The organism is Phenylobacterium sp., assembly GCF_004799515.1.
In the GTDB taxonomy this organism is placed as follows: domain Bacteria; phylum Pseudomonadota; class Alphaproteobacteria; order Caulobacterales; family Caulobacteraceae; genus Phenylobacterium.
The window spans coordinates 15,435-42,063 of the sequence record NZ_SSMX01000028.1 but is presented as its reverse complement, the minus strand read 5'-3'; the positions used below and the strand labels follow the sequence as shown (position 1 = coordinate 42,063).

Annotated in this window: 31 protein-coding genes; 20 read left to right on the top strand and 11 right to left on the bottom strand. The window is 66.7% G+C overall.

Annotated features, from left to right (window positions below; genetic code table 11):
* From E8A49_RS12865 to E8A49_RS12855, 3 genes are all read left to right on the top strand, one after another.
* The coding region (locus tag E8A49_RS12865; RefSeq protein WP_293381627.1) for a nucleotidyl transferase AbiEii/AbiGii toxin family protein at positions 1-971 on the top strand (971 nt) is incomplete at its 5' end.
* Positions 972-1,107: 136 nt separating this feature from the next.
* The gene (locus E8A49_RS12860; RefSeq protein ID WP_293381624.1) at positions 1,108-1,662 is read left to right on the top strand and encodes a S26 family signal peptidase; all 555 of its coding nucleotides are present in this window, start codon (positions 1,108-1,110) and stop codon (positions 1,660-1,662) included.
* Positions 1,662-2,471, top strand: a complete 810-nt coding sequence (locus tag E8A49_RS12855) for a cell wall hydrolase (RefSeq protein WP_293381621.1) — start codon at positions 1,662-1,664, stop codon at positions 2,469-2,471. The genes E8A49_RS12860 and E8A49_RS12855 overlap by 1 nt, the downstream gene beginning before the upstream one ends.
* Here E8A49_RS12855 and E8A49_RS12850 read toward each other — a convergent pair.
* Positions 2,468-3,178 (bottom strand): hypothetical protein, encoded by a 711-nt coding sequence (locus E8A49_RS12850; protein WP_293381618.1) that lies wholly within the window; start codon positions 3,176-3,178, stop codon positions 2,468-2,470. The two genes, E8A49_RS12855 and E8A49_RS12850, sit on opposite strands and share 4 nt — an antisense overlap.
* A 239-nt stretch (positions 3,179-3,417) precedes the next feature.
* Between E8A49_RS12850 and mobQ the strand changes: the two genes are divergently transcribed.
* Genes mobQ through trbB form a run of 3 tightly spaced genes read left to right on the top strand, consistent with a single transcriptional unit; the run spans position 3,418 to position 7,846 of the window.
* Positions 3,418-4,914 (top strand): MobQ family relaxase, encoded by a 1,497-nt coding sequence (mobQ, locus tag E8A49_RS12845; protein WP_293381615.1) that lies wholly within the window; start codon positions 3,418-3,420, stop codon positions 4,912-4,914.
* A gap of 9 nt (positions 4,915-4,923) precedes the next feature.
* Positions 4,924-6,876, top strand: a complete 1,953-nt coding sequence (locus tag E8A49_RS12840; RefSeq protein ID WP_293381612.1) for a type IV secretory system conjugative DNA transfer family protein — start codon at positions 4,924-4,926, stop codon at positions 6,874-6,876.
* A 10-nt stretch (positions 6,877-6,886) separates the two neighbouring features.
* A complete protein-coding gene (gene trbB, locus E8A49_RS12835) occupies positions 6,887-7,846 on the top strand; it encodes a P-type conjugative transfer ATPase TrbB (RefSeq protein ID WP_293381609.1) in 960 nt (319 codons plus the stop codon).
* Here trbB and E8A49_RS12830 read toward each other — a convergent pair.
* Positions 7,843-8,058 (bottom strand): helix-turn-helix transcriptional regulator, encoded by a 216-nt coding sequence (locus tag E8A49_RS12830; protein WP_366928820.1) that lies wholly within the window; start codon positions 8,056-8,058, stop codon positions 7,843-7,845. The genes trbB and E8A49_RS12830 overlap by 4 nt on opposite strands.
* Positions 8,059-8,154: 96 nt before the next feature.
* Between E8A49_RS12830 and E8A49_RS12825 the strand changes: the two genes are divergently transcribed.
* A complete protein-coding gene (locus E8A49_RS12825) occupies positions 8,155-8,370 on the top strand; it encodes a hypothetical protein (protein ID WP_293381603.1) in 216 nt (71 codons plus the stop codon).
* A gap of 12 nt (positions 8,371-8,382) precedes the next feature.
* Here the strand turns inward: E8A49_RS12825 and E8A49_RS12820 are convergent, their stop codons facing one another.
* Genes E8A49_RS12820 through E8A49_RS12810 form a run of 3 tightly spaced genes read right to left on the bottom strand, consistent with a single transcriptional unit; the run spans position 8,383 to position 13,830 of the window.
* On the bottom strand, positions 8,383-11,628 hold the full coding sequence (locus tag E8A49_RS12820) for an error-prone DNA polymerase (protein WP_293381600.1): 3,246 nt from the start codon (positions 11,626-11,628) through the stop codon (positions 8,383-8,385).
* Positions 11,625-13,154: a DNA polymerase Y family protein gene (locus E8A49_RS12815; protein ID WP_293381597.1), complete on the bottom strand. Its 1,530-nt coding sequence runs from the start codon at positions 13,152-13,154 to the stop codon at positions 11,625-11,627. Before E8A49_RS12815 ends, E8A49_RS12820 begins: the two co-directional genes overlap by 4 nt.
* Positions 13,069-13,830, bottom strand: a complete 762-nt coding sequence (locus E8A49_RS12810) for a damage-inducible protein (protein ID WP_293381594.1) — start codon at positions 13,828-13,830, stop codon at positions 13,069-13,071. Before E8A49_RS12810 ends, E8A49_RS12815 begins: the two co-directional genes overlap by 86 nt.
* Positions 13,831-13,906: 76 nt before the next feature.
* Here E8A49_RS12810 and E8A49_RS12805 point away from each other — a divergent pair, with 76 nt between their 5' ends.
* The gene (locus E8A49_RS12805) at positions 13,907-14,299 is read left to right on the top strand and encodes a hypothetical protein (protein WP_293381591.1); all 393 of its coding nucleotides are present in this window, start codon (positions 13,907-13,909) and stop codon (positions 14,297-14,299) included.
* Between the two features lie 53 nt (positions 14,300-14,352).
* Here the strand turns inward: E8A49_RS12805 and E8A49_RS12800 are convergent, their stop codons facing one another.
* The gene (locus E8A49_RS12800; protein ID WP_293381633.1) at positions 14,353-15,201 is read right to left on the bottom strand and encodes an SOS response-associated peptidase; all 849 of its coding nucleotides are present in this window, start codon (positions 15,199-15,201) and stop codon (positions 14,353-14,355) included.
* On the opposite strand from E8A49_RS12800, the gene E8A49_RS12795 reads away from it, so the two are divergent.
* The 4 genes from E8A49_RS12795 (at position 15,200) to E8A49_RS12780 (ending at position 16,947) form a co-directional block, all read left to right on the top strand.
* Positions 15,200-15,718, top strand: a complete 519-nt coding sequence (locus E8A49_RS12795) for an MOSC domain-containing protein (protein WP_293381588.1) — start codon at positions 15,200-15,202, stop codon at positions 15,716-15,718. The two genes, E8A49_RS12800 and E8A49_RS12795, sit on opposite strands and share 2 nt — an antisense overlap.
* 61 nt (positions 15,719-15,779) lie before the next feature.
* A complete protein-coding gene (locus E8A49_RS12790) occupies positions 15,780-15,959 on the top strand; it encodes a hypothetical protein (protein WP_293381586.1) in 180 nt (59 codons plus the stop codon).
* Positions 15,960-15,973: 14 nt separating this feature from the next.
* Entirely contained in the window at positions 15,974-16,411 is a 438-nt protein-coding gene (locus tag E8A49_RS12785) for a DUF1810 domain-containing protein (protein WP_293381583.1), read from the top strand.
* Positions 16,411-16,947 (top strand): hypothetical protein, encoded by a 537-nt coding sequence (locus E8A49_RS12780; protein WP_293381580.1) that lies wholly within the window; start codon positions 16,411-16,413, stop codon positions 16,945-16,947. Before E8A49_RS12785 ends, E8A49_RS12780 begins: the two co-directional genes overlap by 1 nt.
* A 1-nt stretch (position 16,948) precedes the next feature.
* Here E8A49_RS12780 and E8A49_RS12775 read toward each other — a convergent pair whose 3' ends face one another.
* Positions 16,949-17,800, bottom strand: a complete 852-nt coding sequence (locus E8A49_RS12775; RefSeq protein ID WP_293381577.1) for a Ku protein — start codon at positions 17,798-17,800, stop codon at positions 16,949-16,951.
* Positions 17,801-18,007: 207 nt separating this feature from the next.
* On the opposite strand from E8A49_RS12775, the gene E8A49_RS12770 reads away from it, so the two are divergent.
* On the top strand, positions 18,008-18,265 hold the full coding sequence (locus E8A49_RS12770; protein ID WP_293381574.1) for a GlsB/YeaQ/YmgE family stress response membrane protein: 258 nt from the start codon (positions 18,008-18,010) through the stop codon (positions 18,263-18,265).
* 74 nt (positions 18,266-18,339) lie between these two features.
* On the opposite strand, the gene E8A49_RS12765 is transcribed toward E8A49_RS12770, so the two are convergent.
* Entirely contained in the window at positions 18,340-18,582 is a 243-nt protein-coding gene (locus tag E8A49_RS12765) for a DUF5961 family protein (RefSeq protein ID WP_293381571.1), read from the bottom strand.
* Between the two features lie 124 nt (positions 18,583-18,706).
* Here E8A49_RS12765 and ligD point away from each other — a divergent pair, with 124 nt between their 5' ends.
* From ligD to E8A49_RS12740, 5 genes are all read left to right on the top strand, one after another.
* Positions 18,707-21,334 (top strand): DNA ligase D, encoded by a 2,628-nt coding sequence (gene ligD, locus E8A49_RS12760; RefSeq protein ID WP_293381567.1) that lies wholly within the window; start codon positions 18,707-18,709, stop codon positions 21,332-21,334.
* A 9-nt stretch (positions 21,335-21,343) separates the two neighbouring features.
* On the top strand, positions 21,344-21,808 hold the full coding sequence (locus E8A49_RS12755) for an NUDIX domain-containing protein (protein ID WP_293381564.1): 465 nt from the start codon (positions 21,344-21,346) through the stop codon (positions 21,806-21,808).
* A 2-nt stretch (positions 21,809-21,810) separates the two neighbouring features.
* On the top strand, positions 21,811-21,954 hold the full coding sequence (locus E8A49_RS12750) for a hypothetical protein (protein WP_366928818.1): 144 nt from the start codon (positions 21,811-21,813) through the stop codon (positions 21,952-21,954).
* A 64-nt stretch (positions 21,955-22,018) separates the two neighbouring features.
* Positions 22,019-22,558, top strand: a complete 540-nt coding sequence (locus E8A49_RS12745; protein WP_293381636.1) for a hypothetical protein — start codon at positions 22,019-22,021, stop codon at positions 22,556-22,558.
* A 95-nt stretch (positions 22,559-22,653) separates the two neighbouring features.
* Positions 22,654-22,890: a hypothetical protein gene (locus E8A49_RS12740; RefSeq protein ID WP_293381561.1), complete on the top strand. Its 237-nt coding sequence runs from the start codon at positions 22,654-22,656 to the stop codon at positions 22,888-22,890.
* A gap of 20 nt (positions 22,891-22,910) precedes the next feature.
* Here the strand turns inward: E8A49_RS12740 and E8A49_RS12735 are convergent, their stop codons facing one another.
* Together E8A49_RS12735 and E8A49_RS12730 are read right to left on the bottom strand one after the other, a co-directional pair.
* Positions 22,911-23,255 carry a DoxX family protein gene (locus E8A49_RS12735; protein ID WP_293381558.1) on the bottom strand — a complete coding sequence of 115 codons (345 nt, stop codon included), beginning with the start codon at positions 23,253-23,255 and terminating at the stop codon, positions 22,911-22,913.
* Between the two features lie 43 nt (positions 23,256-23,298).
* Positions 23,299-23,691 (bottom strand): DUF4267 domain-containing protein, encoded by a 393-nt coding sequence (locus tag E8A49_RS12730; RefSeq protein WP_293381555.1) that lies wholly within the window; start codon positions 23,689-23,691, stop codon positions 23,299-23,301.
* A gap of 105 nt (positions 23,692-23,796) precedes the next feature.
* Here E8A49_RS12730 and E8A49_RS12725 point away from each other — a divergent pair, with 105 nt between their 5' ends.
* Positions 23,797-24,375, top strand: coding sequence for a TetR/AcrR family transcriptional regulator (locus tag E8A49_RS12725; protein ID WP_293381552.1), 579 nt, complete (start codon positions 23,797-23,799; stop codon positions 24,373-24,375).
* 355 nt (positions 24,376-24,730) lie between these two features.
* On the opposite strand, the gene E8A49_RS12720 is transcribed toward E8A49_RS12725, so the two are convergent.
* Positions 24,731-25,213, bottom strand: coding sequence for a hypothetical protein (locus E8A49_RS12720; protein ID WP_293381549.1), 483 nt, complete (start codon positions 25,211-25,213; stop codon positions 24,731-24,733).
* Positions 25,214-25,534: 321 nt separating this feature from the next.
* On the opposite strand from E8A49_RS12720, the gene E8A49_RS12715 reads away from it, so the two are divergent.
* A complete protein-coding gene (locus E8A49_RS12715) occupies positions 25,535-26,629 on the top strand; it encodes a histidine kinase (RefSeq protein ID WP_293381546.1) in 1,095 nt (364 codons plus the stop codon).

Genomic DNA, 26,629 nt, shown 5'->3' with positions numbered 1-26,629 from the left:
CCGCGCCTTCAGCGCAGACCCTGCAGCGTCTCGCGAGCGAGACCGGCCTGCAGCCCGGCACGCTGGAGAAGGTCATGCGGCTCCTCGACGTCCTGCAGGAGATCGCGGGCGATGAGGTCCTGGCCGATCGCTTGGTGCTCAAGGGCGGGACTGCGCTCAACGTCTTCCATCGCGGGCTCGCTCGGCTCTCGGTCGATATCGATCTGAATTACGTCGGCCCCCTTGATCGGGCGACCATGGAGGCCGAGCGGCCCGCGATTGACGCCGCCTTGAACCGGCTCCTGACGGCGATGGGCTACGCCATCCGCCGCCAGCCAGACGAGCATGCTGGCGGCAAGTGGATCGGGCGTTTCACCTCGGCGCTGGGCGGGGGCGCGACGCTGGAGGTCGACGTCAACTACATGGCGCGCCAGCCGCTTTTCGGCGTCGATCGGCTCGACTCCGTCGCGCTCGCGGATGTGCAGGCGAGGGGCATTGCGGTCCTGAACCTGCATGAGGTGGTAGCCAGCAAACTGGTGGCTCTGGTTGATCGGACGGCGGCCCGCGACCTGTTCGACGCCCGCCGCATCCTCGACATCCCCGATCTCGACTGGACGCGCATCAAGGCGGCCATGTTGGCCTATGGCGCATCTGGCCGACGTGACTGGCGCCTGGCGTCGATCGACGACATCGGCGGCGATCCGAAGGAGCTGCGCCAAAAGCTGGCAATCTGTCTGCCCCAGAACGCGTTCGAGGCCGCCGGGGGCGTCGAGGCGTGGATCGCACAATCGGTCGCGGCTTGCCGGGCGCGCCTCGCGCCCCTGTTCGCCCTGTCCCCGGAGGAGACGGCGTTCCTCGATGGCGTGCTGGATCGTGGGGAAATCGACACCTCTAGCCTCGCGGTCGGCCCGGACATCCAGGCCCGCATCGCCGCGATGCCGATGCTCCAGTGGAAGGCGCAGAACGTCCGCCTGCACAAGCGGGGCGGATAGGACGCGTCAACGACCGGCGAGCGCGTCGGTAACTCGGAGCACGGAGGCGACAGCCCTCTATGGTCACGATTGCAACGCACTATTACCGGTGAAATAGTGCGTCAGTCGTATCACCGGCGTGTCCCGGACGTTCCCAATGACTGCATCCTCCGTTTCCGCTCTAACCCCGCAGCCGCATATCGCCGGATGGGGTCGGGTCGCCGGGCTTAGCATCGGCGTCGCTATCGCGCTGTCGGCGCTCCTGGCGACGGCTCCACAGGTTCTCATCAACACCACGGCCAGCGAGCCTGAAGGACTTTACAGGCGGATCGACGCGGCCGCGGCCGTAGGGCGTCTCGTCGCCTTCAAGGCGCCTGCGGCCGCCTTTCCCTATGCGGACGCGCACCTCGCCTATCTGCGCCGGGTGCCAATGTTGAAGACCGTAGCGGCTGGGCCCGGCGACCAGGTCTGCGCCCGGGACGGTCGCCTCGTCATCGCCGGCCGCGACCGGGGCCCAATCGTCCGGGCGGACCGGGAGGGCAGGGCGCTGCCGCATTGGAAGGGGTGCCGGCGGCTCGGGGCGAGCGAACTCTTCGTCTTCTCCGACCGGGTCCCCAATAGCTTCGACAGCCGCTACTTCGGTCTCATCGACCGCCAGGACGTTTTGGGCGTCTACGCGCCCCTCGTGGTCGCCTCGCAAGGGGGCCAGTGATGGACCCTGCCGCCATCGCCGGACTGTGCGCGCTCCTCGCGCGCGGGCAGGTCAACGGGCCGCTGCCCGAGGGGGTGACTTGCCCCGCGGTCGCGGTCTCGCCGATGTTGCCGACCACCCCACAGTTTGACGTCGGCCTCGGGCGTGCCATTGCCGCTCCAGGCGCACGCGACGGGATAGCCCGGGTGGCCTACGCCGAGGCCGGCAACCAGGGTGACTCCGGCCTTGCGGGGGTCGTCTACACGATCCTGAACCGGCTGCAGGACGGGCGATGGGGCAGCAGTATCGATGCCGTGCTCAACGCGCGGTCGCAGTTTGAGCCGGTGATGCGAGCGGGCGGCGATTGGCGCAGCCTGCCGCCGGTCTCGGCTGCGGCCCAGGCTCGGATCGACACGATCCTGAACCTGGCGCTGGAAGGCCGCCTGCCGGACCTCACGCATGGCGCGCGCTACTTCCAGAACCCTGTCATCGTCGCGGGGCGGGCCCGCGCCGGACAGGTCTCCGCCGGCCTCGTGAACTTCGGCGGCGCGGCGCCCTCGGCCGTGATCGGAGCGCATAGCTTCTATGCCGAGACGGGGCGGGGAGGCGGTCCTGGCCGCGCCGGTGGAGTGGGCGGTCGGCTGGCTCAACCTGATACGATTTTCGTCGGGGAAAACCGCGTCGGACCGGCATCGGCTGGTGACAATGGGCCGGCGGCCGAGGATCAGCCGCAGGGTCCGCCGACGACATCTCTGGTCGCGCCTTCGGGCGATCCTTCGCGCGCCTTGTTTGTGTCCCGCGACGGGCGCGTCAAGAGCGGCGAACCTTAGGCTTCGCGCCGCCAGACGGGGTCGAGGTCGGCGTAGTCGCCGTCGATGTCGGAGGGGCGAAAATCGTTTTCTTCGGCCATGGCTTCCTGCACCAGAGCATCGAAATCCGGCGTGTCGTTAGCCATGGTCTGAAGGGCCGTCGATAGGTCTTCAGCGACCTCGCCGCCGGGGCGAAGGGGCAGGGGCGCATCGCCCAAGAGATCACGCACCGTGAGGCGATCGCGAGCGAGATCCACGCGCCGATCGAGGATGTCCAGGACCGTGGTGAGCAAGGTGCGATCGCCGGTCAACGTCGCGTCGATCAGTTCGGCAAGCAGCGCGCCACCGATGATGATCTTGCCGCGCGTTTCGCGCTTGCGGCGGTCGATCGACCACAAGGCTTCGAGCCGTTCGACGCGCGCCTTCAGCACGCCGAAGCGCTCGGCGTCGTCGGTGATGCTATCGAGGGGACGGGTGTGACGCCGACCATGAATCCCGTTGTGGCCATGATCGCGTAACGCCGTCTCCAACTCAGCTAGTCGCGCCAGCCATCGGGCTTCATCGTCTGCAGTCTGGCGACGTTTTCGAGCTTCAGCCCGCGCGTCCCAAAGCTGCTGGCGCCGTTGCTTCTGGGCATCGGTCCGGGGCCGATATTTCGACGGCCGGGCGTTGCGACGTCTCTTGTCCATATCCGTCACCACAGCAGAAAAGCGGGCGAGAAACCGCACTACGCACTTTTCCTACCAATATCGTGCGTTCTGGTCCATGGTGGTGGTCAAGGCAAGTTGAGGCAAGTTGAGGACAATGGCGCATATACGGGTTGGTTGGGCTACGCCCACCAACCCCGCGGTCAGGCGGCGCCCGACACCCTCAACCACACCCAGGCCAAGGCCTGCCGGTCGGTTTGAGCCAAGGGCGTTGCCCTTAGCGATCCCCGGCCACAGGCCGTTCAAGAGGAACGCGCGCGGTGGCGTCGTATCTGTGTCAGGTCCAGACCATCCAGCGCGCCGCCGGGCGCTCGACTGTGGCTGCCGCCGCCTACCGCTCAGGCCAGCTTCTGACTGACGAGCGCCTGGCGATGGAATTCGACTTCGCCGGAAAGTCGGGCATCGAGCACAGCGAGATCCTGGCGCCAGCCGACGCGCCTGCGGCCTTTCAAAACCGCGAGGTGCTCTGGAACGCGGCCGAGAAAAGCGAGCGCCGGAAGGACGCCGTACCGGCGCGCGAGATCCTCCTGGCGCTACCCCACGAACTCGACTTCGAGCAGCGTCGCGCCCTGGTCCAGGACTTCGTCGCCAAGCATGTGGTCGCGCGCGGAATGATCGCCGACATCGCCATGCACCGGCCCGGAAAAGAGGGCGACCAGCGCAACTTCCATGCCCACGTCCTGGTCACCACGCGGCGGGTCGGGCCGGATGGATTCGGGCGTAAGGACCCATCCTGGTGGTCGCCGCAGCAGGTCCGCGACTGGCGCGCCGGGTGGGCTGAAATCCAGAACGAACACCTGCGTCGTCAGCTGGGACCAGACGCGCCACAGGTCTCGCATCTCAGCCTCGCCGAGCAGGGCATAGACCGAACTCCGACCGAGCATCTGGGGCCGTCCGTGACGGCCATGGAGCGCCGCAACGAAGCGACTGATCGGGGCGATCGGAACCGTGACGTCGACGCGCGAAACGCTGAGGCGCAACGCTCGCGCCGCGACTATTCGGACACCGCCGATCGGCTCGCAGCGACAGCGCCCCCGGTCGATGCTCCGATCGATGCGCTGGTCGCAGAAGGGCAACGCGTGCGCGACGGCCTGATGGCCGAGCGGGCCGCTTGGGAGGCCCAACGCCAGGCGCTCGCCGGCCCGCCCGTCGCGGGTGAACGGCGGGTCGCGGCGGAGTTGTTGCGGGACGATGCCCAGGCCCAGAAGACGGCCCAGGCGCGCTTGGAGCGGACGGAGGCGCGGGTCGCTCGGATACGCAACCAGCGGCTCGGCCTCGTTGCCTGGATCCGCAATCCGGCGCGCATGATCTGGGCCAAGCATGCTGAGCTGAACGCCTTGGCAAAGGTCCGTCAGGACGCGCGGCGCGCCGACTTGCGGCTGCAGTTTCGCCAGGCGTGGCTGCGCTCACCTGCTGGGCAAGCGGCGGTCGCAGCGCGACGCCAGCCCGACCTCGACCGGGCGGCGGATGCGGCCCGCGAGCGGCGCACCTTGGTGCGCAAGATCAAGCGGATGGATCGGCGGATCGAGGGGGCGACACGGACGGTCAATGACCTTGTCGTGGCCCGGGAACTTGGCCAGCGGCAGCTCCGTGTTCCTGCCCATTCACCGGACGCGACTCGCTTCATTCGCGATGTGGGATCGCCCGCGCGCGAGGCTCTCGCCCGCTACCCGGCGCCGGCGCGTAAGGCCGCCATCGACCGCCTCAACCGCAACGAAGGGCGCGGCCTGATCCGCACTCTTTTCCCAGGCCGATAGGAGCCCGCCGTGACCCTGTCCAAGCGTTCCCGCGTCGTCATACCGCTGGCCGCTCTGGCGCTTGCGGCCGGGCTGATGACAGCGACGCAGCAGGTCGCCGGGGCCTTCCACTACCCGCATGAATTCGGCGGCGGCCTGGTCGATCTCGGGGGTGTGCGGATCTATCCGCCTTGGGCGATCCTGGGATGGTACGCGCACTATGCCGGGCGCTATCCAAAGGCGTTCGACATGGCGAGCCTTTGGGGCCTGGCGGCGGCGATGATCCCGGTCGGGATGGCGATCGGGGCCGCCCGCCGTTTCCGCCGCAGCCCGCCGGCGTTCGGGGCCGACGCCTGGGCGGGCGCCGAGGATGTCCGGCGCGCCAAGCTGATCGATCCCAAGGGGGCGATACGCGGGCGGGTGCTGGGCCGGTTCGACGGCCGATACCTGACCTATGACGGCGTGGAGCACGCCATCATCGTCGGCGCCTCGCGGAGCGGCAAGGGGGCCGGCCACGTGATCCCGACCCTGACGGCATGGCCGCAGAGCGTCTTTGCCTATGACCGCAAGGGAGAGCTCTGGCACATCACCGCCGACCATCGGAAGCAGTTCAGCCACGTCTTCTATTTCGCGCCCACGGACCCGAACACGGTGCGCTGGAACCCGCTGTTCGAGGTGCGCAAGGGCCTTATGGAAATCGCTGACATCCAGAACGTGGTCGGGATCCTCGTGGATCCGCTGGGGCGCAAAGCCGGTGACCTCAGCTTCTGGGATCAGAGCGCGACGGACTTCTTCACCGCGGTGATCCTGCACGTCCTCTACACCGAGCCTGACGAGCGCAAAAACCTCGCCCAGGTGCGCCGGTTGATGATCAACATCGAGCCGACCCTGCACGCGATGATGCACACCCATCACCGTCATCGCCCGGACCTACATGCGGCCGACGGGCTGGCCCGTGACGGCGAGGGACAGCCGATCCCGGAGATCCATCCGGAGGTCCTGCTGGGCGCCCGATCGCTGGCCAGCATGGACGAGCGCGTGAAGTCGAGCGTGCTGGCGACCTGCCGGTCCTCGCTGACTCTTTGGGCCGATCCGTTGGTGGAATACGCCACCAGCTGGTCGGACTTCTCGATCGGCGACCTGGTCTGCTCGGCCGCGCCGGTGAGCTTCTACATCATCACCCCGCAGGCCCACGCCGACCGGCTGGCGTTCCTGGTGCGGGTGTTCACCCGCCAGACCATCAATAGTCTGATGGAGAGCGAGCACGCCGACAGTCGCGGGCGGCGAAAGCTGCATCGGCTGCTACTGCTGCTGGACGAGTTTCCGAAGCTTGGGGCCCTCCCGTTCCTCGAGAACGCGATGGGCGAAATGGCGGGCTACGGGATCACGGCCCACTTGATCTGCCAGAGCTTCAACGACGTGTTCTCGAAGTACGGCGACAAGACCTCGCTCTTCGACAACATGCACATCACCGCTGCCTTTGCGACGTCGGAGCCGACCAGCATCGAGAAGGTCACGCGCCGCGCCGGCAAGGCGCTGGAGTTGCGCGACAGCTTCAGCGACCCGCGCAGCCTGTTCAGCCGGGCGCACCGTTCGACCTCGCAGTCCGAGCAGCAGCGCTACATCCTCTCCGAGGAGGACGTGCGCGGGCTCGATGACCGCCAGCAGTTCCTGTTCGTCAACAACTGCAAGCCGATCCGGGCGGACAAGATCCGCTACTACGAGGAGCCGTTCTTCAAGGCGCGGACTGGCGACTACTTCCATGGCCAGCCTGCCGCCTACCAGCAGATGCCCGGCGCCCCGGACCTGCCGGGGCGCGCCCACATCGACTGGCTGGGGGTGCGCGCAGTCGGCGATCCGCCGCCTGCCTTTGTCGGCGTCGCTCCGCCTTCCGCGCCGGCGGGGATCGATCCCGACGACTACGCGACGTTCCACGCCGCGCACGCGATCCGCACGGCCGCGGACGACGACGGCTTGGTTTGAGGAGCTTTGCATGACCGCGACGAACTCGGTGACCGCTGACCGCAAGGTCGCCGCGCTACGCCAGGCCATGGGGCCGGTCATCGCCGAGGCTTTGGCCGACCGTCTGGTGGTGGAGGTCATGGTCAATCCAGATGGCAAGATCTGGATCGACCGGATCGGGGAGGGGCGTTCCTTCACCGGCCAGAGCCTGGCGGCCTCTGACGCCGACCGCATCCTGCGCCTGCTGGCGGACCATGTCGGCGAGGTGGTGACCCGTGATCGGCCGAGGATCAGCGCCACCCTGCCGGAGACCGGCGAGCGCTTTCAGGGCGCCTTCATGCCCATCGTGGCCAGCCCGGCCTTCGCCATCCGCAAGCGGCCGGAGGTGGTCTTTACGCTGGACGACTATGTCGCCCAGCACATCCTCACGGCCGGGCAGGCGGCCTTGCTCCGGGTGGCCGCTGAAAGCCGCCAGAACCTGCTGATCGCCGGTGGCACCGGGTCAGGCAAGACCACGCTGGCGAATGCCATCCTCGCCGAACCGGCATTCGCGGCGGACCGCGTGGTGCTGATCGAGGACATTGCCGAGCTGCAGTGCGCCGCGGCGGACAAGCTCGAAATGCTGACCAAGCGCACGGAGCCGGCGGTGACCATGACCGACCTGGTGCGCGACACTCTGCGCCTGCGGCCCGACCGGATCATCATCGGCGAGGTCCGCGACGGCTCAGCGCTGGACCTTTTGAAAGCGTGGAACACGGGGCACCCGGGCGGCCTGGCGACGATCCACGCCAACAGCGCGGCCGAGGCCCTGACGCGTCTGGAAGACCTGATCGGCGAGGTGACGCAGCGCGTGCCCTATCGCGCCATCGCTCAGGCCATCAACCTGGTGGTCTTCATCGAGCGCACGCCCACGGGCCGTCGCATCCGGTCGGTGACGCGGGTGCTGGGATGGGACGGAGAGGCGTACCGGTTGGAAAGCGTGGACGCCTAGGTGTTTTCGGAAGGCTCCGGCGTCTGGGCGGTCAGCAAGGCCCGCGGTTCCTCGTCCAGCGCCTTGGCCAGCCGGTCGACGAGGTCGATGCTGGCGGCGTAGACCTTGCGTTCCAGGGCGCTGACATAGGTCCGGTCAATACCGACCCGATGCGCGAGCTCCTCCTGGGACAGCCCTTTCGCTTTCCTGAGCCGCTTCAGATTCGCGGCCAATATTTCCCGACTCTCCATCGACGAGAGAGCACGGCGATGTAGAGTATTCCACCACGGAGTATTCTATTCATTTCCGAGGGGTCAGGAGCGGGTGGCTTGGACGAAGACAGCGACATCCGCGATCTCGTCGGGGCGCAGGGAAAGCTGGTGGTGTTCTTGGCCAGCTTGCTGCAGCGGGCCGGCGTCGTGAAGACAGGCGAGTTTGCGTCTCTGCTGGACACCTTCGCGCTTGCCGTGACGGAGACGGATCCCGAGGAGGGTTCGATCCTGGCGGCGTGGTCGGCCCATGTCCGGGCCGCCAGCGGACATTAGGCCTCGACCGGCCTAGCGGAAATCCCGAGGCTTCTGCTTGAGCGTGTCGATGTGCAGGTCGGGGACGTAGATGTCCCGCACGGGATGTACGCCGCGAGGGTCTGGTCCATGGGGGCCGCGGCGGCCTTCATCCGCCGGGGTATGGGGCAGCGGGAACGGCGCCTGGCGCTGGCCAAGACTGGAGAGCAGAGGGCTCAGGTTTTCCAGCTTGTAGGCGATCAGGTGGACCACCTCGCCCTCGCGCTGAACCCGCCCGTCGACCATCAGCATTGACCCACTCAGAACGGTCCGCCGGTACTTCTCAAACACCTTCTCCCACACCACCAGATTGGCGACGCCCGTTTCGTCCTCGATGGTGATGAACATCACGCCCTTAGCCGAACCGGGACGCTGGCGAACCAGCACCAGGCCGGCGGTCTTCAGAAAGCGCCCGTCGCGCCCGCCGCTGGCCTGCGCGCAGGGGACGATGCCGCGCGCCTTCAGCTCTGGCCGCAAAAAGCTTACCGGGTGCGCGCGCAGGCTGAGACCCAGGGTCTGGTAGTCCTCCACCACTTCGCGCCCGTCCGTCATCGGCTTCAGCGCCGTGGCGGGTTCGTTGAGTTCGAGCGTTTCTTCGCCGAGATCGAAGAGGGGCAGGGGAGTGTCGCGCAGACCCTTGATGGCCCAGAGCGCCTCGCGCCGCGCGAGGCCCAACGCTGGACGGAAAGCGTCGGCCTCGGCCAGGCGGTCGAGGGCGCCGCGGCCGAGGCTGGCCCGCCGCCAAAGCTCGGGCAGAGAGCGAAACGGGACCTCCCCCCGAGCCAACACCAGCTTGGCGCCGTCGGCGTTGCGCAAGGATCGCACCATGCGAAGTCCCAACCGGACCGCAAAGCGATCCTCTCGCCCGGTCGGCTCCAGCGTGCAGTCCCAACGGCTGGCATTGACGCAGATCGGCCGCACCTCGACGCCATGGTCGCGGGCGTCGCGGACAATCTGGGCCGGGGCGTAGAAGCCCATCGGCTGGGCGTTCAGCAGCGCGCAGCAGAAGACGTCGGGGTGATGGCATTTGAGCCAGCTTGAGGCGTAGGCGATCAGGGCGAAAGAGGCGGCGTGGCTTTCCGGAAAGCCGTATGAGCCGAAGCCCTCCAGCTGGCTGAAGGTCTTGTCGGCGAATTCGGCGGTGTAGCCGCGCTCGATCATGCCGCCGACCAGCTTGTCCTTGAAATGGCTGACGCCGCCGGTGAACTTGAAGGTGGCCATGGCCCGGCGCAGCTGGTCGGCTTCCGAGGCGGTGAAACCGGCGCACTCGATGGCCACCCGCATGGCCTGTTCCTGGAACAGGGGGACGCCGAGGGTCTTGCCCAGTACCCGTTCCAGCTCGGGCGTCGGGTAGTCGACGGCCTCCTTGCCCTCGCGCCGACGCAGATAAGGGTGGACCATGTCGCCCTGGATTGGGCCTGGGCGAACGATCGCCACCTCGATGACCAGGTCATAGAAGGTTTGGGGCTTGATCCGGGGCAGCATGGCCATCTGGGCCCGGCTCTCGATCTGGAAGACGCCGAGGGTGTCGGCCTTCTGGATCATCCGGTAGGTGCGGAAGTCCTCGGCCGGGATGGTGGCGAGGTCCAGGTCCTGACCCTTGTGATCACGCAGCAGGTCCAGGCCGCGCTTCATGCAGCTCATCATGCCCAGCGCCAGGCAATCGACCTTCATGAACTTCAGGGCGTCGATGTCGTCCTTGTCCCACTCGATCACCTGACGGTCTTTCATCCGCGCCGGCTCGATGGGGACGAGCTCATCCAACCGATCCCGGGTCAGCACGAAGCCGCCCGGATGCTGGGACAGGTGGCGCGGCGTGCCATGCAGTTCGCGGGCAAGCTCCAGGGTGCGGGCGAGGCGCCAGTCTGAGGTGTCGAGGTTGAGCTCCTGGGCGTGCTTGTCCTCGATGCCTTCCTTGGACCAGGCCCAGGTCTGGCTGGAGAGCGCCTTGATCATGTCTTCGGGCAGTCCGAGCGCCTTGCCCACATCGCGGATCGCGCCGCGGGCCCGGTAGCGGATCACGGTCGAACAGAGGGCGGCGTGGTCGCGGCCGTAGGTCTCGAACACCCACTGCATGACCATCTCGCGCCGCTCGTGCTCGAAGTCGACGTCGATGTCGGGCGGCTCCTTGCGCTCCTGGCTGATGAAGCGCTCGAACAGCAGGTCGTTGCGCTCGGGATCGATGGAGGTGATGCCCAGCACGTAGCAGACCGCCGAATTCGCCGCCGAGCCGCGGCCCTGACAGAGGATGTCCTGGCTGCGCGCATAGCGGACGATGGAGTTCACCGTCAGGAAGTAGGGGGCGTAGTCGAGACTCTCGATCAGACCGAGTTCGTGCTTCAGAAGCTTGATGACCTTGCCCGGCACCCCTTCGGGATAGCGCCGCTTGGCGCCTTCCCAGGTCAGCTCGGCCAGGGTGCGCTGCGGCGTCTTTCCAGGTTCGGAGACCTCATCCGGATATTGATAGGCCAGCTCCTCCAGCGAGAAGCGAAGACGGTCCGCGAGGGCGACGGTGCGGGCCAGCGCTTCGGGGTAGGGCCGGAAGAGCCGGTGCATCTCCTCGGGGGGCTTCAGGACATTGCCGTCCTGGCTTTCGCGCCGCAGGCCCAGTTCGTCGATGGTGCAGCGGAGGCGTGTGCAGGCCATCACGTCCTGCAGCGGCTGGCGGGCCGGCTCGTGAAACAGCACGTTGTTGGTGACGACGGTCAGGACCCCGGCGGCGACGGCGAGGTTGGACAGGTCGTGCAGGCGTTTGGCGTCGCCCGGCCGGTAGCGGCGGGATAGCGCCAGGTAGGCGTGGTCGCCGAAGGTCTGCTTCAGGCGCTTGAGGCGCAGGGCGCAGAGGGCGTCGGCCTCGATGGTCACCAGGACGGCCGCCAGCCCCTCGCCGTAGTGGGCCAGATCGGCCCAATCGATCTGGCATTTGGCCTTGCCGGCGCGCGACTTGCCCAGCGACAGCAGCCGGCAGAGCCGCCCATAGCCGCCGCGGTCAAGCGGATAGACGAGGATCCCGGTCCCGTCGGTCAGATCCAGCCGACAGCCGACGATCAGCCGGATCCCGGTGACCTTGGCCGCCTCATGGGCGCGCACGATACCAGCGACGGTGTTGTGGTCGCAGATGGCGACCGCCTCGATGCCGCAGAGCGCCGCCTGGCTGAACAGCTCCTCGCAGCTGGAGGCGCCGCGCAGGAAGCTGAAGTGCGACGTCGCCTGCAGTTCGGCATAGCTCGGCCGCGTCATCCGAACAGCCCGTGCATCCACCAGCTGAGGTCACCAGAGGGGCCCCATTCGCCGTCGCCCCGGCGAAACACCCAGAACCGCTCACCGGTCTCGGTCTCAAGCTGGAAGTAATCACGCGCCGCCCAGAGTTCGCCGGGCCGGCGCCACCATTCGCCGTGGATGCGCTCCGGGCCGTCGGCCCGGACCACGCGGCGGCGCTGGCCACGCCAGGTGAACGCCGTCGGCGGCTGATCGGGAAGGAGCGCCATGGCCGTCACCGGCTCGGGCCGGGCCAACAGCCGGGTGGGACGAGGCCAGTTCTCTGGCCAGGCCAGTTCGGTCGCCATCGCGGTCGGGGCGACCCTCTGGACCGAGCGCTCGGGCACGAAGCTATCGCCGGGGTCCAGGCGATAGAGCCTACCCGATTGGCCAAGCCGGTTGGCCAGGGTGTCGATCAGGTCGCTGACATCCGGCGGCGCCGGCGTCGTCAGGTCGTTGGCCTGCGGCTTCCACACCAGCGGCTCGGTGGCGACCGCCGCCAGCACCATCTGCTCGATCCCGAACCCCGGGTCGACGGTCTCGATCTTGTCGCACAGCAGCCGCGACAGGCGCTTGAGATCGCGCACCGGCTTGGCGGTGGCGACCCGGACCGCCTCAATGCGGTTATCGACCCGGTGAAAGCGCAGGTCGGCGACCCGCACGCCGAGGTCGCGCTCCTCCAGTGCCGTGCACAGGGCTTGGACGAGCTTGACTGTGTAGCGGGCCAGGGTTTCGGGGGCGCTGATCGGCTCGGGCGCGAAGGCCCGGCGGACTTGGACCAGCTCCGGCGCCTCAACCGGCTCGATCGGTTCGCCCGCGCGGCCGTAGGCCTGGTCGAGCCGGCGCATCAGTTCGGGACCAAAGCGATGGACGAGGGGCGCGCGCGCGCTGGCCTCTAGCTCGCCGACCACCTCGAAGCCAAGCTTGGAGAGGCCGTCGATCATCTCGCCCGGCAGCCGCAGGGCCCGGACGGGCAAGCCGGCGATGGCGCGCCCGCTGTCGGCGCTGTCTACCACGAGGGTGGGGTTGGCGATGTAGCGGGCGAGGGCATGGGCCGACCCCCAGCTGCCGCTGACCGCCGCGCGGCCGGCGACGCCGACCTCAGCCAGGCGGTGGACCAGGTCCTTCAGGTAGGCGGCCTCGCCGCCCTTCAGATGGGCGGCGCCCGTGGCGTCGATCACCAGACCGTCGGGTGGATCGGCGGCGACGATCGGCGAGAACGACTTCAGCGCCCAGAGCGCCAGTTTCTCCAGTCCGTCTCGGTCGCCCACGAGGTCGGCGTCCTGGATGATGAGGTCGGCGGCCATGGCCTGGGCGCTGGCGGCCGCGGCGCCCGGATAGATGCCGAGCCCCTTGGCCGCGTCGTTGGCAGCCAGCACCAGGCGCCGCGATCCAGAGCGGCCGATCAGGACTACGGGAGCCTCAGCCGGCGGCGCGTCTTTCCCAAGACGGCGCCGCTGCCGGTCCGTAGGCCACGTCGGCAGGTAGAGCGAGACGACCCGCCGCATCAGGGGCTTCCAATTCAAACTCCAGACGCTCGCCCGCTTTGCAGCGGATGAGCTCAACAAACCATCGCGCCCGGCCGACTCCCGGGGTCGGCAGGGGTGAAGAGGGCAGGGGGCTGACTCGCCATCGGGTGGTCGCCGCCGTCGGCTGGCCGAAGTCGGCCGCGTCCTGCTGACGCCGCCAACGCCGGACGATGATCGCCATGGTGGACGACGCCTCGGCCGCCAGTTGCAGGCGTCGCGAGGCAGTCGACGACAGGCGGGACACCTCTCCGACCACGGCTCCTAGGCCCCCATGACGCAGGCCTTCTTCGCAGCACGCCAGGAGGGTCTTCTCGTCCCCAGCCTCCAGATAGATCACCCGCTCCGGCGCCAGCCCGGCCTGGAACAGCGCCGGGGCGAAAAGGTCCGGGCGGGTGATGCACCAGAGCACCTGGCCGCTGGAGCGGGCGGCCAGGCCGGCGGCGAACAGGGCCGACGATGCGCCGTCGACCGCCCCGGCGCCGCCGCCGGCGACTTCATGCAGGGCTCCGAGGGGGAGGCCGCCGCCGGGGAGGCGCCGATCAAGCTCCGGGATCCCAAAGGCCAGCACCCCCTTGCCCGCACGGCCGCGCGCCTCGATCTTAGCGATCTCGACGCGCAAAGCCTCAAAGGCGCGGGGGGGCGGGTTGGCGAGCATGGACTCCGGAACGGCAGGACTGTAGGCATGTTCCTAATTTGTTCTGCTGCTGGACGGAAAGAGTCAAGGGCCCCCAATGAGCGTGGCTGTGCAAAAGACTGAACCCCTGAGGACGGAGACCCTGCCGCCCGGCCTGCCGACCAAGCTCAAGCGGCCGGAAGAAAAGGCGATCCGCAGCTTCAAGCCCTGGATGATCGGCGCCGACACGATCGGGACCCTGCTCGACAACGGCTGGTCGCTGGGGATCTGCTGTCGGAGCTGTCCGCGCACCATCGAGATGAAGCCCGAGGCGATCGAGGAGAAGTTCGGCGCCTACCGGGGCCTACGGTTGATTGACCTGCTGCCCAAGCTGACCTGCGGCCAGGACCGAGGCTGCGGCTCGACCGACATGGTGCTGTTTCCGTGGAAGGAGCCGGCGAGCGCGGCGAAACCAAAGCCGGGCAAGCCACAATCCGGCGATCTCTTCTAGACCGCTGTTCGACCCGATGATCCAGCCGCTGCGCTGGCGCTAACAGTCAGCGCCTAAAGCAGGAGACCGGCCGTCGTGGGTTCGGGTTTCGGCTCTGGCGGCACGACAACCAAAGAGCCTTCCGGCAAGGGCCGTTGCAGATGTCTGACCTCCGGCCAAGGCGCGTCGCTCAGCCAAAGGTCCCATTCCTCCGGCTTGGTGAGGATCACCGGCTGGGCCTTCTCGTGGTAGGTCAGCACCGGTTCGTTCGCATCGGTCGTCATGAAGCCGTAGAGGTCGCAGGCTTCCCAGCCGGTCTTGATCTTCCGGACGCAGGCATGAGGGGTCCAAGCTCCGGCAAAGAAGGCCAGGGGCTTGTCCTCGGACAGCGCGAACCAGAACGGTTTCAGGCTGCCGCCGACCTGGTCGGGCTCGCTGAACGAGGTCATCGGCACCAAGCAGCGGTTCCTGGGTCCGAGCCACTGCTGCCAGTGCTTGATCTCGGTCTGGCGGACGTTGGTGATGCCCTTGTCGGGCTCCATCTTCAGAAGCTCATCCCAATCGAACGGCTTGTTCTTGGCGATCAGCTTATCCCGCCGTTTGATCGCTTCCTTTTCGAGATACTTCGGCGGCGTTGGCAGGCCCCAACGCATGTCGCGAACCTCGCGCTGGCCATCATCGCCGCGCAGGACGACAGGCGCGGGATAGTCCGGATAGATGCCAGGCTGCGGGGGCTGGTTGTTGTTGCGGTCGCGCATGGCGCCGGCCAGGCTGGCCACCTCGGCGCGGGATCGCATCATCGCATAGAGATTACACATCGCGGAAATCCAAGAGATCGACGTCTCATAAGACGATCTCACCGCGAAAGTCGACATCCTCCCGCCTAAAGCAAATCCAGCCGGCGCGCCTATCTGTAAAGCCATGCCCTTCAACCCTTCATCCTCTCTGGCCAAGCTTCTCGACGCGCCCGTGCGTCCCGGCCGCGTCATCTGGCTGGGCCTGCGGCCTGAGCGTCGCGCGCCGATGGTGGTCATTGACGCGATGCAGTTGGAGACCGGCCGAGGTGTGACCGGCGACCGCTACAGCAAGCTCGACGGCAACCGGCAGGTCACGCTGATCGGGGTCGAGAACCTCGCCGCGGTCGGCGCCTACCTTGGGACTGCGCCGGCTGATCCCGAAGCGGTCCGGCGCAACATTGTCGTCGAGGGCTTGAATCTCCTGGCGCTCAAGGAGCGGCGTTTCCGGGTGGGCGAAGCGGTCCTCCAGACGACCGGCGAATGCCATCCCTGCTCGCGGATGGAGGAGATCCTGGGGGTCGGCGGCTACAACGCGATGCGGGGACAGGGCGGCATCACCGCGAAGGTGCTCCGAGGCGGGCTGGTCCGATTGGGCGACGTTGTCGAGCGTCTGGACGGCGAGCCTGAGCACGTCGCCAAATAGGCCGCCGGGAACCATCCGACTCCGCCAGGATTCCAGGAGGATACGTTTTTAGGAGGCAACCATGTCCAAACGCGAAGAGATCGCCCCCAATGGCGACAAGCGCTACATCCGCCGCGACGACAAAGGTCAGATCAAAAGCTCGGTCGAAGAAGGCGCTTCTCTATCGGCCGACGCCCGTCACAAGGCCAAGGCCGACGCCAAGCCAGGCCAAGGCGACCGCGGCGACCATCACGCCAAGTAATCGGCGCTAGCGCGATGAGCGGTGATCCGTTCGATCTCGCTCGCTTCGTGAGCGCCCAGGCGGGCGTGTTCGAGACGGCTGTCGGAGAGCTCAGGGCGGGCCGCAAGCGAACCCACTGGATGTGGTTCGTTTTCCCGCAGCTGAGGGGGCTCGGCCGATCGTCGACCGCCCAGTTCTACGGGATAACCGCGCTGGACGAGGCCACTGCCTATGTCCAGCACCCCGTGCTTGGATCCAGATTGGAGATCGCCGCATCGGCGGTGCTGACCACTCCTGCCTTGTCGCTGAACGCGCTATTCGGGTCGCCCGACGACATGAAATTCTGCTCGTCCATGACTCTGTTCGCCATTGCCCAGCCGGACGGCCCTTACCAGACGGCCCTTGATCGCTGGTGCGGCGGCGAGCCAGATCATCAGACAGTCGAGCTGCTCAGCCAGGCCGGAGGCCGATAATGGCTGGCCGCAAGCTCAAGGTCTTCCAGGCTCAGTTCGGTTTCTACGACACGGTCGTGGCGGCGCAGAGCCAAGCCGCCGCCCTTCGTGCTTGGGGCGTCAATCAGAACCTCTTTGCGAGCGGCGAAGCCACGGTCACCACGGATCACGCGGCAGTCGCTGCGGCAACTGCCCATCCCGAAACGCCCTTGCGCCGGGCGGTCGGATCAAAGGACCCTTTCGCGCTGGAGCCGACCAGTCTCCCTGACGTCCCGGACGCTCCGAAAAAGGCCCCCGACAAAACCTCCGCCAAACTCAAGCCTGTTAAGCCCGCAAAGCCGCCCGCGGATCGATCCAAGCTCGACGCCGCGGAAAAGGCGCTCGGTGCTCTGGATGAGGATCGAAAGCGGGAAGAGGCGGATTTTCGGCGCGAGGCCGAAGACCTCGAAGCCCGCCGGATGGCGGCGCAGAGCGGCTATGTCGAGGCGCGCAAGGCCGCCACGAGTAAGGTTGTGGACGCCAGGATCGCGTTTCGGAAGGCCGGCGGCGCCAACTGAGCTAGCCGGCCTTGCGCGTCTTGGCCTTCGCCGGCGTCTTGGCCGCCTTCTCCTTGGCGGCGGGTTTCGCGGCGGCCTTGTCCTTGGCGCCCAGGCTCGCCCGTAGCGCCGACATCAGGTCGACCACGTTGGTGTCGTCGGGCTCGGCGACCTTGGCGGGCTTGTGGCCCTTCTTCTTGTCCTCGATCAGCGCCTTCAGCGCTTCCTCGTAGCGATCGACAAATTGGCTCGGGTCGAACGGACCTTCCTGCTGCTCAATGATCTTCTCGGCGATGGCGATCATCGCGGGGTCGGCCGCCTTGTCACTGATGCCGCCGAAGATTTCGTCGGGTTTGCGCACCTCGGCGTCGGTGCGGATTGTGTAGGCCAGGATGCCCTTATCGCGCGGCTCGAGCGCCAGAATACGCTCGCGCGTACCGATGACGACCCGCCCGAGCGCAATCTGGCCGGATTTCTCCATGGCCGTGCGGATCACGCCGAACGCCTCCTGGGCCAGCTTGCCGTCAGGCGCTAGGAAGTAGGGATTGTCCCAGTAGAGGCGGTCGATTTCGTCGCCGGGCACGAAGCGCTCGATCTCGATGGTCTTGGTGCTCTCCAGCTTGACCGAGTTGATCTCGTCGTTGGTCAGCAGGATGTATTCGCCCTTGGAGACCTCGTAGCCCTTGACCAGTTCGGAGCGTTCGATCGGCCCGGTGTCCGGGTCGGTCGTGATCATCTTGATCCGGTTGTTGGTCTTCGGGTTGATCAGGTTGAAATGGACGTCGCCAGCGGAGTTGGTCGCCGTGTAGAGCGCGACCGGGCAGGTCACGAGAGACAGCTTCAGGTGCCCTTGCCAGGTCGGACGGTAAGCCATGTTAGTTCCCTCGAGCGTCGCCGTACTGGCGCTTCGACCGACTCAACGACTTCGAAGGTGATTCGTTCTGCCGGCGAGCGCGTCGGTCACACGCGGCGCTACGGTTCAGTGCAGCAGCTCCAACCGCTGACCTAGAAAGGCGCGGGGAACCGAAGGCGCCGCGCAGGATTTCACGGTCGCCGCGCTTGGCGGCTGGAGGGCTCTACTATGTCAATTCTTGCATGGCTCGTCGTGGGCCTGATCGCTGGCTTCCTGGCAAGCAAGGTCGTCAACAAAACCGGCGAAGGCCTGGTGCTCGACATCGTGCTGGGTGTGGTTGGCGCGATTGTCGGCGGCTTCCTGTTCAACCAGTTCGGTCACTCCGGAGCCACGGGCATCAATCTCTACAGCATCTTCGTCGCCTTCATCGGCTCGGTCGTGGTGCTGTTGATCTACCACTTGGTCTTCCGCCGCCGGGCCGTCTGAGCCGTAGGCTAAGCTATCACTGGGACGGGCTCTCGCATGCGCGGGAGCCCGTCAGCATTTCGGATTGAAGCCGTCTAGCTGCAGGGGGCGGCTTCGCCTGAGTCGAGGTCGATGCGGAAGCAATGTTCGTGGCCCGTCCCGACCTCGCGCACGATGACGCTGATCTCGTGATCCTCGGTCATCGGCGGATGGAAGTCCTCGACGTAAGCGACGGCGGCGGCCTCGAAGGAGGCCTCCTCCAAGACGCGGGCGTGGTGGCTGTCCACGTGACGGGCGTGGACGCTGAACTGGCGGGTTTCGCCGGCGACTTCGGTCATGTCCTGGTCTCCTGCTGGTTTGAACGCGCCCGGCGCGGAAAGGATTCATCAGAGCTTACAGCGACGCTCGGATCGTGTGGCCGACGTGATCGTTGATGATCGTGACCTGAGTCGGAGCAAATCGATGGCCGCCACCAAGCTCGCCAAATACCAGGAAATGCGCGACTTCGCCCAGACGGGCGAGCCGTCGGGGAAGGACGCCAAGGTCGTCCCGTCCAAGGCGTTGCGGTTTGTCATCCAGAAGCACGCGGCCAGCCATCTCCATTTCGACCTGCGGCTGGAATACGAGGGGACCTTCCGCTCCTGGGCGGTGCCGAAGGCGCCGTCGCTCGATCCCAAGGACCGCCGGATGGCGATGGAGGTTGAGGACCACCCGCTCGACTATGGCGATTTCGAAGGCACGATCCCCAAGGGCCAATATGGCGGCGGCACGGTGATGCTGTGGGACCGCGGCTACTGGGCGCCGGAGAAGGGGTTCGAGAACATCGGCCAGGCGCTGGCCAAGGGTGAGCTGAAGTTCGTCATGGAAGGCGAGCGGATGCACGGCTCGTGGGTGATCGTGCGCCTGAAGGGCGACGGCAAGGGCCGGCCCAAGAACGCCTGGTTGCTGATCAAGCACCGCGACGAGGGGGCGGTTGAAGGCAACACGACCGGCCCGACGGACGACGATAAGTCGATCGCGTCTGGCCGGACCATGACTGAGATCACCAATGGCAAGGGCAGGGCGGCCAAGCCGTTCATGACCGCCAAGGGGACCGACGCCGGCGCCGTCTGGCAGAGCAATCGCGACGACAGCGCCGCGCCAGGCCTGCACGAGCCCGCGAAGGGCAAGGCGTCTACGGCCAAGCCAAAGACCGTTTCCAGTCTACCGGCATTCGTCGAACCACAGCTGGCCAAGCTGCTCGAGAAGCCGCCGGCCGGGCCGGGCTGGGCCCACGAGATCAAGTTCGACGGCTACCGCATGCAGCTGCGGACGGTCGGCGGCAAGGCGACGTTGCTCAGCCGCAAGGGCCTGGACTGGTCATCGAAGTTCAAGGAGATCGTCGCGGCCGGCGCTGCCCTAGGCGACGGGATCATCGACGGCGAGGTGGTGGCCTTGGACCATACCGGCGCCCCGGACTTCGCGGCGCTGCAGGCCGCTATCTCCGAAGCCAAGACCAAGGACCTGGTGTTTTTCGTCTTCGACCAACTGTTCGACGGCAAGGTGGACTTGAGGTCGCTGCCGCTCGCCGACCGCAAGGCCCACCTGCAGGCCTATGTCGAGGAGGCGCCCGCGAACATCCGCTACGTCGATCACTTCATCACCGCCGGCGAGGCGGTGCTGTTGTCGGCCTGCAGGATGGATCTTGAGGGCATCGTCTCCAAGCGGCTCGATGCGCCCTATCAATCTGGCCGCAGCGAGAGCTGGGGCAAGTCCAAGTGCCGCCAGGGCCACGAGGTTGTCATTGGCGGTTGGACCACGACGGGCGAGAACTTCCGTTCGCTGATCGCCGGGGTGAACCGCGACGGCGAGTTGGTCCATGTGGGCCGCATCGGCACGGGCTTTGGACGCGACACGGTCGCTCGCATCATGCCGCGCCTGAAGGCGCTGGAGACCGACGAGAGTCCCTTCAAGGGCAAGGGCGCGCCAAAAAAGGCGGCTGGGGTCCACTGGATCAAACCCGAGCTGGTCGCCGAAATCCAATATGCCGGCTTTACCGGTGACGGCTCGATCCGGCAGGCCTCCTTCAAAGGCCTGCGCGAAGACAAGCCGGCGCAGGACGTCGAGGCCGAGACACCCGCGCCGGCGGCGACAACCGAACTTAGCGAGCCGGCGCCGACCACCATCAAGACCAAGACGGTGATGGCGCGCGGGTCCGTGCCGGTGATGGGCATCACCATCAGTCATGCCGATAAGCCGCTCTGGCCCGACGCCGGCGACGGCAAGCCCGTGACCAAGCTTGAGCTCGCCCAGTTCTACGAGACGGTCGGCGAGTGGATGCTGCCCCATGTGAAGGGCCGGCCGTGCTCGATGATCCGCATGCCGGATGGCATCAGTGGCGCGCAGAACTTCTTCCAGCGCCACAGCGCCAAGGGCCAGTCGTCGCTGATCACCGAGGTCGAGGTGTGGGGCGACCGCAAGCCCTATATCCAGTTCGATCGGGTCGAGGCGCTGGTGGCCGCAGCCCAGACGGGTGCGCTCGAGCTGCACCCCTGGAACAGCGAGCCGTTCCTCCCAGAGCAACCCGGTCGGCTGGTCTTCGACTTGGATCCGGCGCCGGACGTGGCGTTCGACGTGGTGATCGAGAGCGCCCGTGAAATTCGCGACAGGCTTGAGGAGCTGGGGCTGGTCAGCTTCTGCAAAACCACGGGCGGCAAGGGCCTGCATGTGGTCACGCCGCTGAAGGCCAAAGGCATCGACTGGGCGGTCGCCAAGGCCTTCGCCCGCGACGTCTGCAAGGTGATGGCCGCCGAGGCGCCTGACCGCTACCTGATCAACATGGCCAAGAAGGAGCGGACGGGCCGCATCTTCTTGGACTACCTGCGCAACGATCGGATGGCGACCGCGGTCGCGCCATTGTCGCCGCGCGGCCGTCCCGGCGCGCCGGTTTCGATGACTCTCACCTGGAGCCAGGTGAAGAAGGGCCTCGATCCGGCCAAGTATACGGTCCGGACCGTGCCGGCGCTGGTGAAGAAACTCACCGCCTGGGAGGATTACTGCGACGGCGAACGACCCCTGGCCGGCGCCATCAAACGCCTTGGCAAGGTCTGACGTTCGACCATGGGCGTGACCAGCGCGGGTATCCTCGTCTATCGCCGAAGCGGCTCGCAAACCGCCTTTCTGCTCGGACATCCAGGGGGTCCCCTGTGGGCCCGAAAGGACCTTGGCGCCTGGATGGTCCCCAAGGGTCTGATTGAGGCCGGCGAGTCGCCGATCGACGCGGCCTTGCGCGAATTCGAAGAGGAGACCGGGCTTAAAGCGCCGCCCATCGTCTGCGCGCTCACACCCTTGCGGCAAGCGGGCGGCAAGACGGTGCTGTGCTGGGCGGCCGAAGGCGATCTTAATCTCGCGGACTTCAGACCCGGGGAGTTCGAGATGGAATGGCCGCCGCGGTCAGGAAAGCGCGCGAGTTTTCCGGAGATGGACCGCATCGCCTATTTTGATAGCGCCGACGCTCTGACGCGGATCCTGCCCTCGCAGGTCCCACTCATCGACGAGACCCTGCTGCTGATTCAGCGCGCCTAGCCGTGCGGATCGCCACCTTCAACATCAACAACGTGAACAAGCGGCTCGCGAACCTGCTGGCCTGGCTCGCGGCGGAGAAGCCGGACGTCGTCCTGCCTGCAGGAGTTGAAGGCCGAGGACCGCGCCTTTCCTCTCGCGGAAATTGAGGCGGCCGGGTACGGCGCGGTCTGGCGGGGATTCGAGCCGTCACGCGGCGAACCCGATCTTAGCGTGTTCCTGGAGGACCCGGTCTTGGGTGATTTCAGTGCGCTCGGCGCGCTTGGCCATCGCCCATTCCACGGCGTGGCGATCTCAGGTTTTGTCAGGTCCTCCTGGCCCATGCTCGCTGCGGTCTTCGGCTTGGCGGCCACGGCCAACGACGACGTGCCTTCCGAGGACGCCGCGGCCCGGCCCAAGGCGTTGCTGAAGTCCTTCGGAATCACAAGGTGCGACGTGCGGCGGTCAAGCAGATCGCGGAGAAGGGCAAACCTCGATGGTGGCCGCCGGCCCCTGGGCGGCCTACTTCGTGGACGGCTGGCGGCGGGCGAAACTCTCGTTGTCAATGGCGCCACCGGCTACTTCGGATCGTCGGCGGTTCTTCTCGGCCTCGCTTTGGGCGCCGAGCGCGTCGTCGCCGCTGGCCGATCGGCCGATGTCTTGGATCAGGTGCGCGCCGCTGGTGGTCCGCGCATCCGGACTGTCGTTCTCACGGGGGAGGCTGGGGCAGACGCCGAGCCTCTCATCGACGCGGCGGGCGTGGAGCCCACCTAGCGTTCGACGAGGTCGGTGCTGCTGCAGACCCCAGTTCCACTCTAGCCGCACTCAAGAACCTTCGGCGTGGCGGCCGTCTGATCCTGATGGGTAGCATGACCGCGCGGCTGCCCGTTGATTGCGGCGACTTGATGAGCAATGACTGGGAGATCATCGGCAACTTCATGTACCGCCCCAGCGCGTTCCAGACCCTCGTCGGATTGGTCCGCCCGGAGATCCTTGACCTTGGGAAGGTGAATATAGAGCGCGTTTCGATGGTGGAACTACCGGACGCAATGGCACGAGCGGCGACCATGCGAGGTTTGGACTGCACTGTCGTGGATCTGGCATAATCACCAGCACCCGCCCGTGATCAGTTCGCGAGCATCATAAGATCGAGCGCCGACAGGGCGGTCAGTGTTGCGGCCGGCGGGAGGTGGCGCCAGTCTTTGTGCCAAACCACGGTCGCTACGGCCGCGACGCAAATCGATGCGCCTAGTCCGACGCCAGCTATGCGCGCGGTCGGCAGTGCGATGAGCCCAGCGGCGAGCATCTCCAGACCGCCTGTCAAAACGTTCCACCAACGTGGATAGCCCCAGCGGACGAAGCCGGCCTTTACCGCGGGGGTGCCCATCGCGTTGACAACCCCGGCGCCAAAAAAAGCCAGGCCGAGCAGCCAAGCCAACCAAATGGCGGCGGATTGGCCGAGCAGCATCATGAAGTTCTCCTGCGCTAAGACATGCGAGGGCATTTGTCGGCGCTTAGGCCAGTAGCAGCGCCGCGCTCGCAGCCAGCATGACCGCCGCGGTGGCCCCATGGACGCCCATCGCCGTTGTCCGGGGTCCCCCGCTGCGCAAAACGATCAGCGCGTCGCCGATGGCGATCAGGCTGGCGGCGGCCATGAAGGCCCCCAAAAGGTGTGGGGACCGATTGGCTAGGAGAATGCCGATGAAGATCCCCGAACCGATGTCGCGCACCCCCTTCACCTGAAGCCATGGGCGTAGGCCGACGGGGCGGATGACGGCTTCCGGCGGTTCGGCCGGGATCCCGAAGCCACCGGCGATGACCTGGGGAGCCAGAACGTAAAAGCCGCCGATCAGGATAATGCCGGCTCCGACGAAGCCACAGATGATGAATGCGATATCGGTGATCACAACGCGGCCTTTCCTTACTCTTCAGTAAAATCTAGCACTGCTAGATGATATGTCGATGATATATTCTAGCGTTGACAGGTTTTCAAGCGTCAGTAGAATTATGGCATGCCCGTCGCAGACCGCCGCCGGCGCGAGCGCGCCAATCGCCACGACCTGATCCTTGCGGCTGCGCGCAATCTCGCAGAGGCGGAGGGATGGGAGGCGGTGACCACACGACGCCTGGCCGAGCTTGTCGAGTACAGCCAGCCCGTGCTCTACAGCCACTTCGCCGGAAAGGACGCGATCGTGCGCGCCGTCGCGATCGAAGGTTTCGCCGACTTGGCCGCGATACTGCGCGAAGCCCGATTGTCCGCCGACGATCCGCAGTTGGCCCTGCGCGCCATCTGCAGCGCTTATCTGAATTTTGCCGCCGAGCGGCCGGCGCTCTATCAGGCCATGTTCGTGATGCCCACAGATGTGAAGTTCGCCAGCGAAGACACGCCCCAACCCCTGAAGGCGGGATTTGGGGAATTCGTCTGCGCCCTCGGGCCGTTTGATCGCCATCCCGACTTGCGGGCTGAGGTCACATGGGCGGCGCTACACGGCTTGGCCGTTCTCCGCCGTGGCGGACGTATCCCGCCGGAACGACAGGAAGAGCGCATCGATCTCCTGGTCAGCCAGGTCGTCAACGACCGCAGGGACTGAGTGCGCTTATGTCCAGACGCTGACTTGCGGATCCCGCTGCTATTCGTCCGGAGCGACCAGCGCCACGCCGTCCGGTGCTGGGCCCCGTGACTTCGAAATTTGCCGCCCGCCACTGCCGCAATCGAACGCACCGCGCGCGGTGGCGTGTCCTGGTCGACGCCCGTCGTCAGGGCACGACCCACGCGACAGCGACGTGATCGATGAACGGGCGAGGGGCAGCGCCACCCTGGCGCGTCCGGACGCGCAACTATCCCGATCGCCGTCGCCTAGATGATCGACGAACGCGCGCCCCAATTTCGTGGACGACGATACGCAACCTCGGTCTCCTGCTGTGAGCCGGGTCAGCCTCCTGCCGTTAGGGAGCGGACGTCGGCCGTCGGGTCATGTGGTACAGCGAGCGCAACCGCCAGGTCTTGCCCCCGTCATCCGAGCCCTCATCCCGGTAGGTGAAACTGTTCGGCCCGATGTCGACGAACGACCAACGGCTGTCAGCGGCGCCCAGGTTGGGAGAATGCAGCACGATCCCGTCGGCCGTGGCGGGTTCGGCAGTGAACGTCGCGACCGAGGCGTGCTCAGGATCAACGAACACCGCCGGCCAAGTCCCGGTCTTGGGGTCAAACCAGCGCAGGTCGGTGTACGCCTCACGTGTCGTGCGGCTTCCGGACGGGTCAACGATCCAGACATCTTGCACCGCCCGACCGTCAAGCACCCAGCTGGCGATGAACCGGCCGTTCCGTCGTGTGCGTACGCCGGCCTTGTTGATATCGACGTAGTCGACGTCCCACGCGCCGATCAGCCCTGCAATGGCCTTGGCCTGGCTTGGGTTGGGCGTCGCCATCGGTGTGGCTGCTTGGAGCGTCGCAGCGAACTCGACCAGTGGTTCCGCCGCGCGGGAAATGCCGTGGAACGACGCAGGGAGTAGGCTTGCGGCTAGCAAGGCCGTCGCAAGGCGCAGGGACGGGAGAGAAGAGGACATGGCGTGCCTTTCGTGGCGCCGACGCGGGCCGGACGCGGTTTCTGGAGAGCGGCGGCCGGGTCGCCACCTTGGTACGAAGCTTGGCGCCGACGTCGGCGAACCCCCATGCCGTTTGCTTCAGAGGGAAGGCGGTTCGCTGCAACGGAGCGGCAGGCAGCGTCTCCGTCAGTCTAGGGTAGGCGTATGACCGAAGCACCGCTCGGAACCCGCATCAGTCGGTTGCGCTGGATCGTCGCCATTTGGTGCGCGGGCGGCCTGTTCGACGCCAGCCAGACCGTGCTCATCATGCATGCGGAGAACAACCATCACCCGTGGCCGCCCCTTTTCGCCGTCGAGTTCGCGTCCTGGCTCCCTTGGGTGTTGGCGACGCCGCTGATCATTCGCCTAACGCAGCGTTTCCCGCCCGGGCGCAGCATGACGCCCCTGGGCATCGGAGCCCATCTGACCGCTTTTGCGGTTGTCTGCGCTGTGTCCGAGGCCTGGAACGCCGGGCTGCAGGTGACCTTCGATCCGTGGGGGCACAATCGTCCGCCGAGCTTCGTCGATACCTGGAGCACCAATTTGCTCTACCAGGTCCTGACCTTCGTCATCGCCTATGCCCTAATCCTGACCGTCACCTCGGTGGCCGAGTCCCGGGCGCGCCTGGCGCGCCAGGCGACGGAGACGGCGCGGCTCAACGAAGAGCTTTCCCAGGCGCAAATGGCGGCGCTTCGCCGGCAGATGGAGCCGCACTTCATGTTCAACACGCTCAACGCGATCGTCGGCCTGGTGCGCGACCAGCGCAACGAGGCCGCGGTGAACACGCTGGTCGGGCTAAGCGATTTCCTCCGCCGCACCTCCGACGATTCCCACCGTGCGGAGGTGAGCCTTGCGGAGGAGAAGGAATATCTGCAGCGCTATCTCGACCTACAGCACGTGCGGTTCGGGGAGCGCCTGCGGGCGCGGGTGGAGATCGCGCCGGAGGTGATGGGGGCCCGGGTGCCGAACCTGCTGCTGCAGCCGCTGGTCGAGAACGCGATCAAACACGGCGTTGCGCAACGTGTCGCGGGCGGCGAAGTCCTGGTGACCGGCATCCGTGACGGGGACGCTTTGCGCCTGACGGTCCGCAACGACGCGCCGTCGACGCCTGCCGCGCGGCCCGAGCGGGCTGGCGTGGGCCTCGACAACCTACGCACCCGCCTGCGCATCCTTCACGGGAGCGCCGCCTCCCTCGTGCTGGCGCGGCCCGCGCCAGACCAGGTCGAGGTGGTCGTGACCCTGCCGTACCGGGAGGCGTGA

What these genes read in the sequence shown, in the direction of transcription:
- E8A49_RS12860 (WP_293381624.1), top strand. Translation starts at nt 1,108, where the DNA reads ATGACTGCATCCTCCGTTTCCGCTCTAACCCCGCAGCCGCATATCGCC.
- E8A49_RS12855 (WP_293381621.1), top strand. Translation starts at nt 1,662, where the DNA reads ATGGACCCTGCCGCCATCGCCGGACTGTGCGCGCTCCTCGCGCGCGGG.
- trbB (WP_293381609.1), top strand. Translation starts at nt 6,887, where the DNA reads ATGACCGCGACGAACTCGGTGACCGCTGACCGCAAGGTCGCCGCGCTA.
- E8A49_RS12820 (WP_293381600.1), bottom strand. Translation starts at nt 11,628, where the DNA reads ATGACGCGGCCGAGCTATGCCGAACTGCAGGCGACGTCGCACTTCAGC.
- E8A49_RS12815 (WP_293381597.1), bottom strand. Translation starts at nt 13,154, where the DNA reads ATGCGGCGGGTCGTCTCGCTCTACCTGCCGACGTGGCCTACGGACCGG.
- E8A49_RS12810 (WP_293381594.1), bottom strand. Translation starts at nt 13,830, where the DNA reads ATGCTCGCCAACCCGCCCCCCCGCGCCTTTGAGGCTTTGCGCGTCGAG.
- E8A49_RS12805 (WP_293381591.1), top strand. Translation starts at nt 13,907, where the DNA reads ATGAGCGTGGCTGTGCAAAAGACTGAACCCCTGAGGACGGAGACCCTG.
- E8A49_RS12795 (WP_293381588.1), top strand. Translation starts at nt 15,200, where the DNA reads ATGCCCTTCAACCCTTCATCCTCTCTGGCCAAGCTTCTCGACGCGCCC.
- E8A49_RS12800 (WP_293381633.1), bottom strand. Translation starts at nt 15,201, where the DNA reads ATGGCTTTACAGATAGGCGCGCCGGCTGGATTTGCTTTAGGCGGGAGG.
- E8A49_RS12790 (WP_293381586.1), top strand. Translation starts at nt 15,780, where the DNA reads ATGTCCAAACGCGAAGAGATCGCCCCCAATGGCGACAAGCGCTACATC.
- E8A49_RS12785 (WP_293381583.1), top strand. Translation starts at nt 15,974, where the DNA reads ATGAGCGGTGATCCGTTCGATCTCGCTCGCTTCGTGAGCGCCCAGGCG.
- E8A49_RS12780 (WP_293381580.1), top strand. Translation starts at nt 16,411, where the DNA reads ATGGCTGGCCGCAAGCTCAAGGTCTTCCAGGCTCAGTTCGGTTTCTAC.
- E8A49_RS12775 (WP_293381577.1), bottom strand. Translation starts at nt 17,800, where the DNA reads ATGGCTTACCGTCCGACCTGGCAAGGGCACCTGAAGCTGTCTCTCGTG.
- E8A49_RS12770 (WP_293381574.1), top strand. Translation starts at nt 18,008, where the DNA reads ATGTCAATTCTTGCATGGCTCGTCGTGGGCCTGATCGCTGGCTTCCTG.
- E8A49_RS12765 (WP_293381571.1), bottom strand. Translation starts at nt 18,582, where the DNA reads ATGACCGAAGTCGCCGGCGAAACCCGCCAGTTCAGCGTCCACGCCCGT.
- ligD (WP_293381567.1), top strand. Translation starts at nt 18,707, where the DNA reads ATGGCCGCCACCAAGCTCGCCAAATACCAGGAAATGCGCGACTTCGCC.
- E8A49_RS12755 (WP_293381564.1), top strand. Translation starts at nt 21,344, where the DNA reads ATGGGCGTGACCAGCGCGGGTATCCTCGTCTATCGCCGAAGCGGCTCG.
- E8A49_RS12740 (WP_293381561.1), top strand. Translation starts at nt 22,654, where the DNA reads ATGACCGCGCGGCTGCCCGTTGATTGCGGCGACTTGATGAGCAATGAC.
- E8A49_RS12735 (WP_293381558.1), bottom strand. Translation starts at nt 23,255, where the DNA reads ATGATGCTGCTCGGCCAATCCGCCGCCATTTGGTTGGCTTGGCTGCTC.
- E8A49_RS12725 (WP_293381552.1), top strand. Translation starts at nt 23,797, where the DNA reads ATGCCCGTCGCAGACCGCCGCCGGCGCGAGCGCGCCAATCGCCACGAC.
- E8A49_RS12720 (WP_293381549.1), bottom strand. Translation starts at nt 25,213, where the DNA reads ATGGCGACGCCCAACCCAAGCCAGGCCAAGGCCATTGCAGGGCTGATC.
- E8A49_RS12715 (WP_293381546.1), top strand. Translation starts at nt 25,535, where the DNA reads ATGACCGAAGCACCGCTCGGAACCCGCATCAGTCGGTTGCGCTGGATC.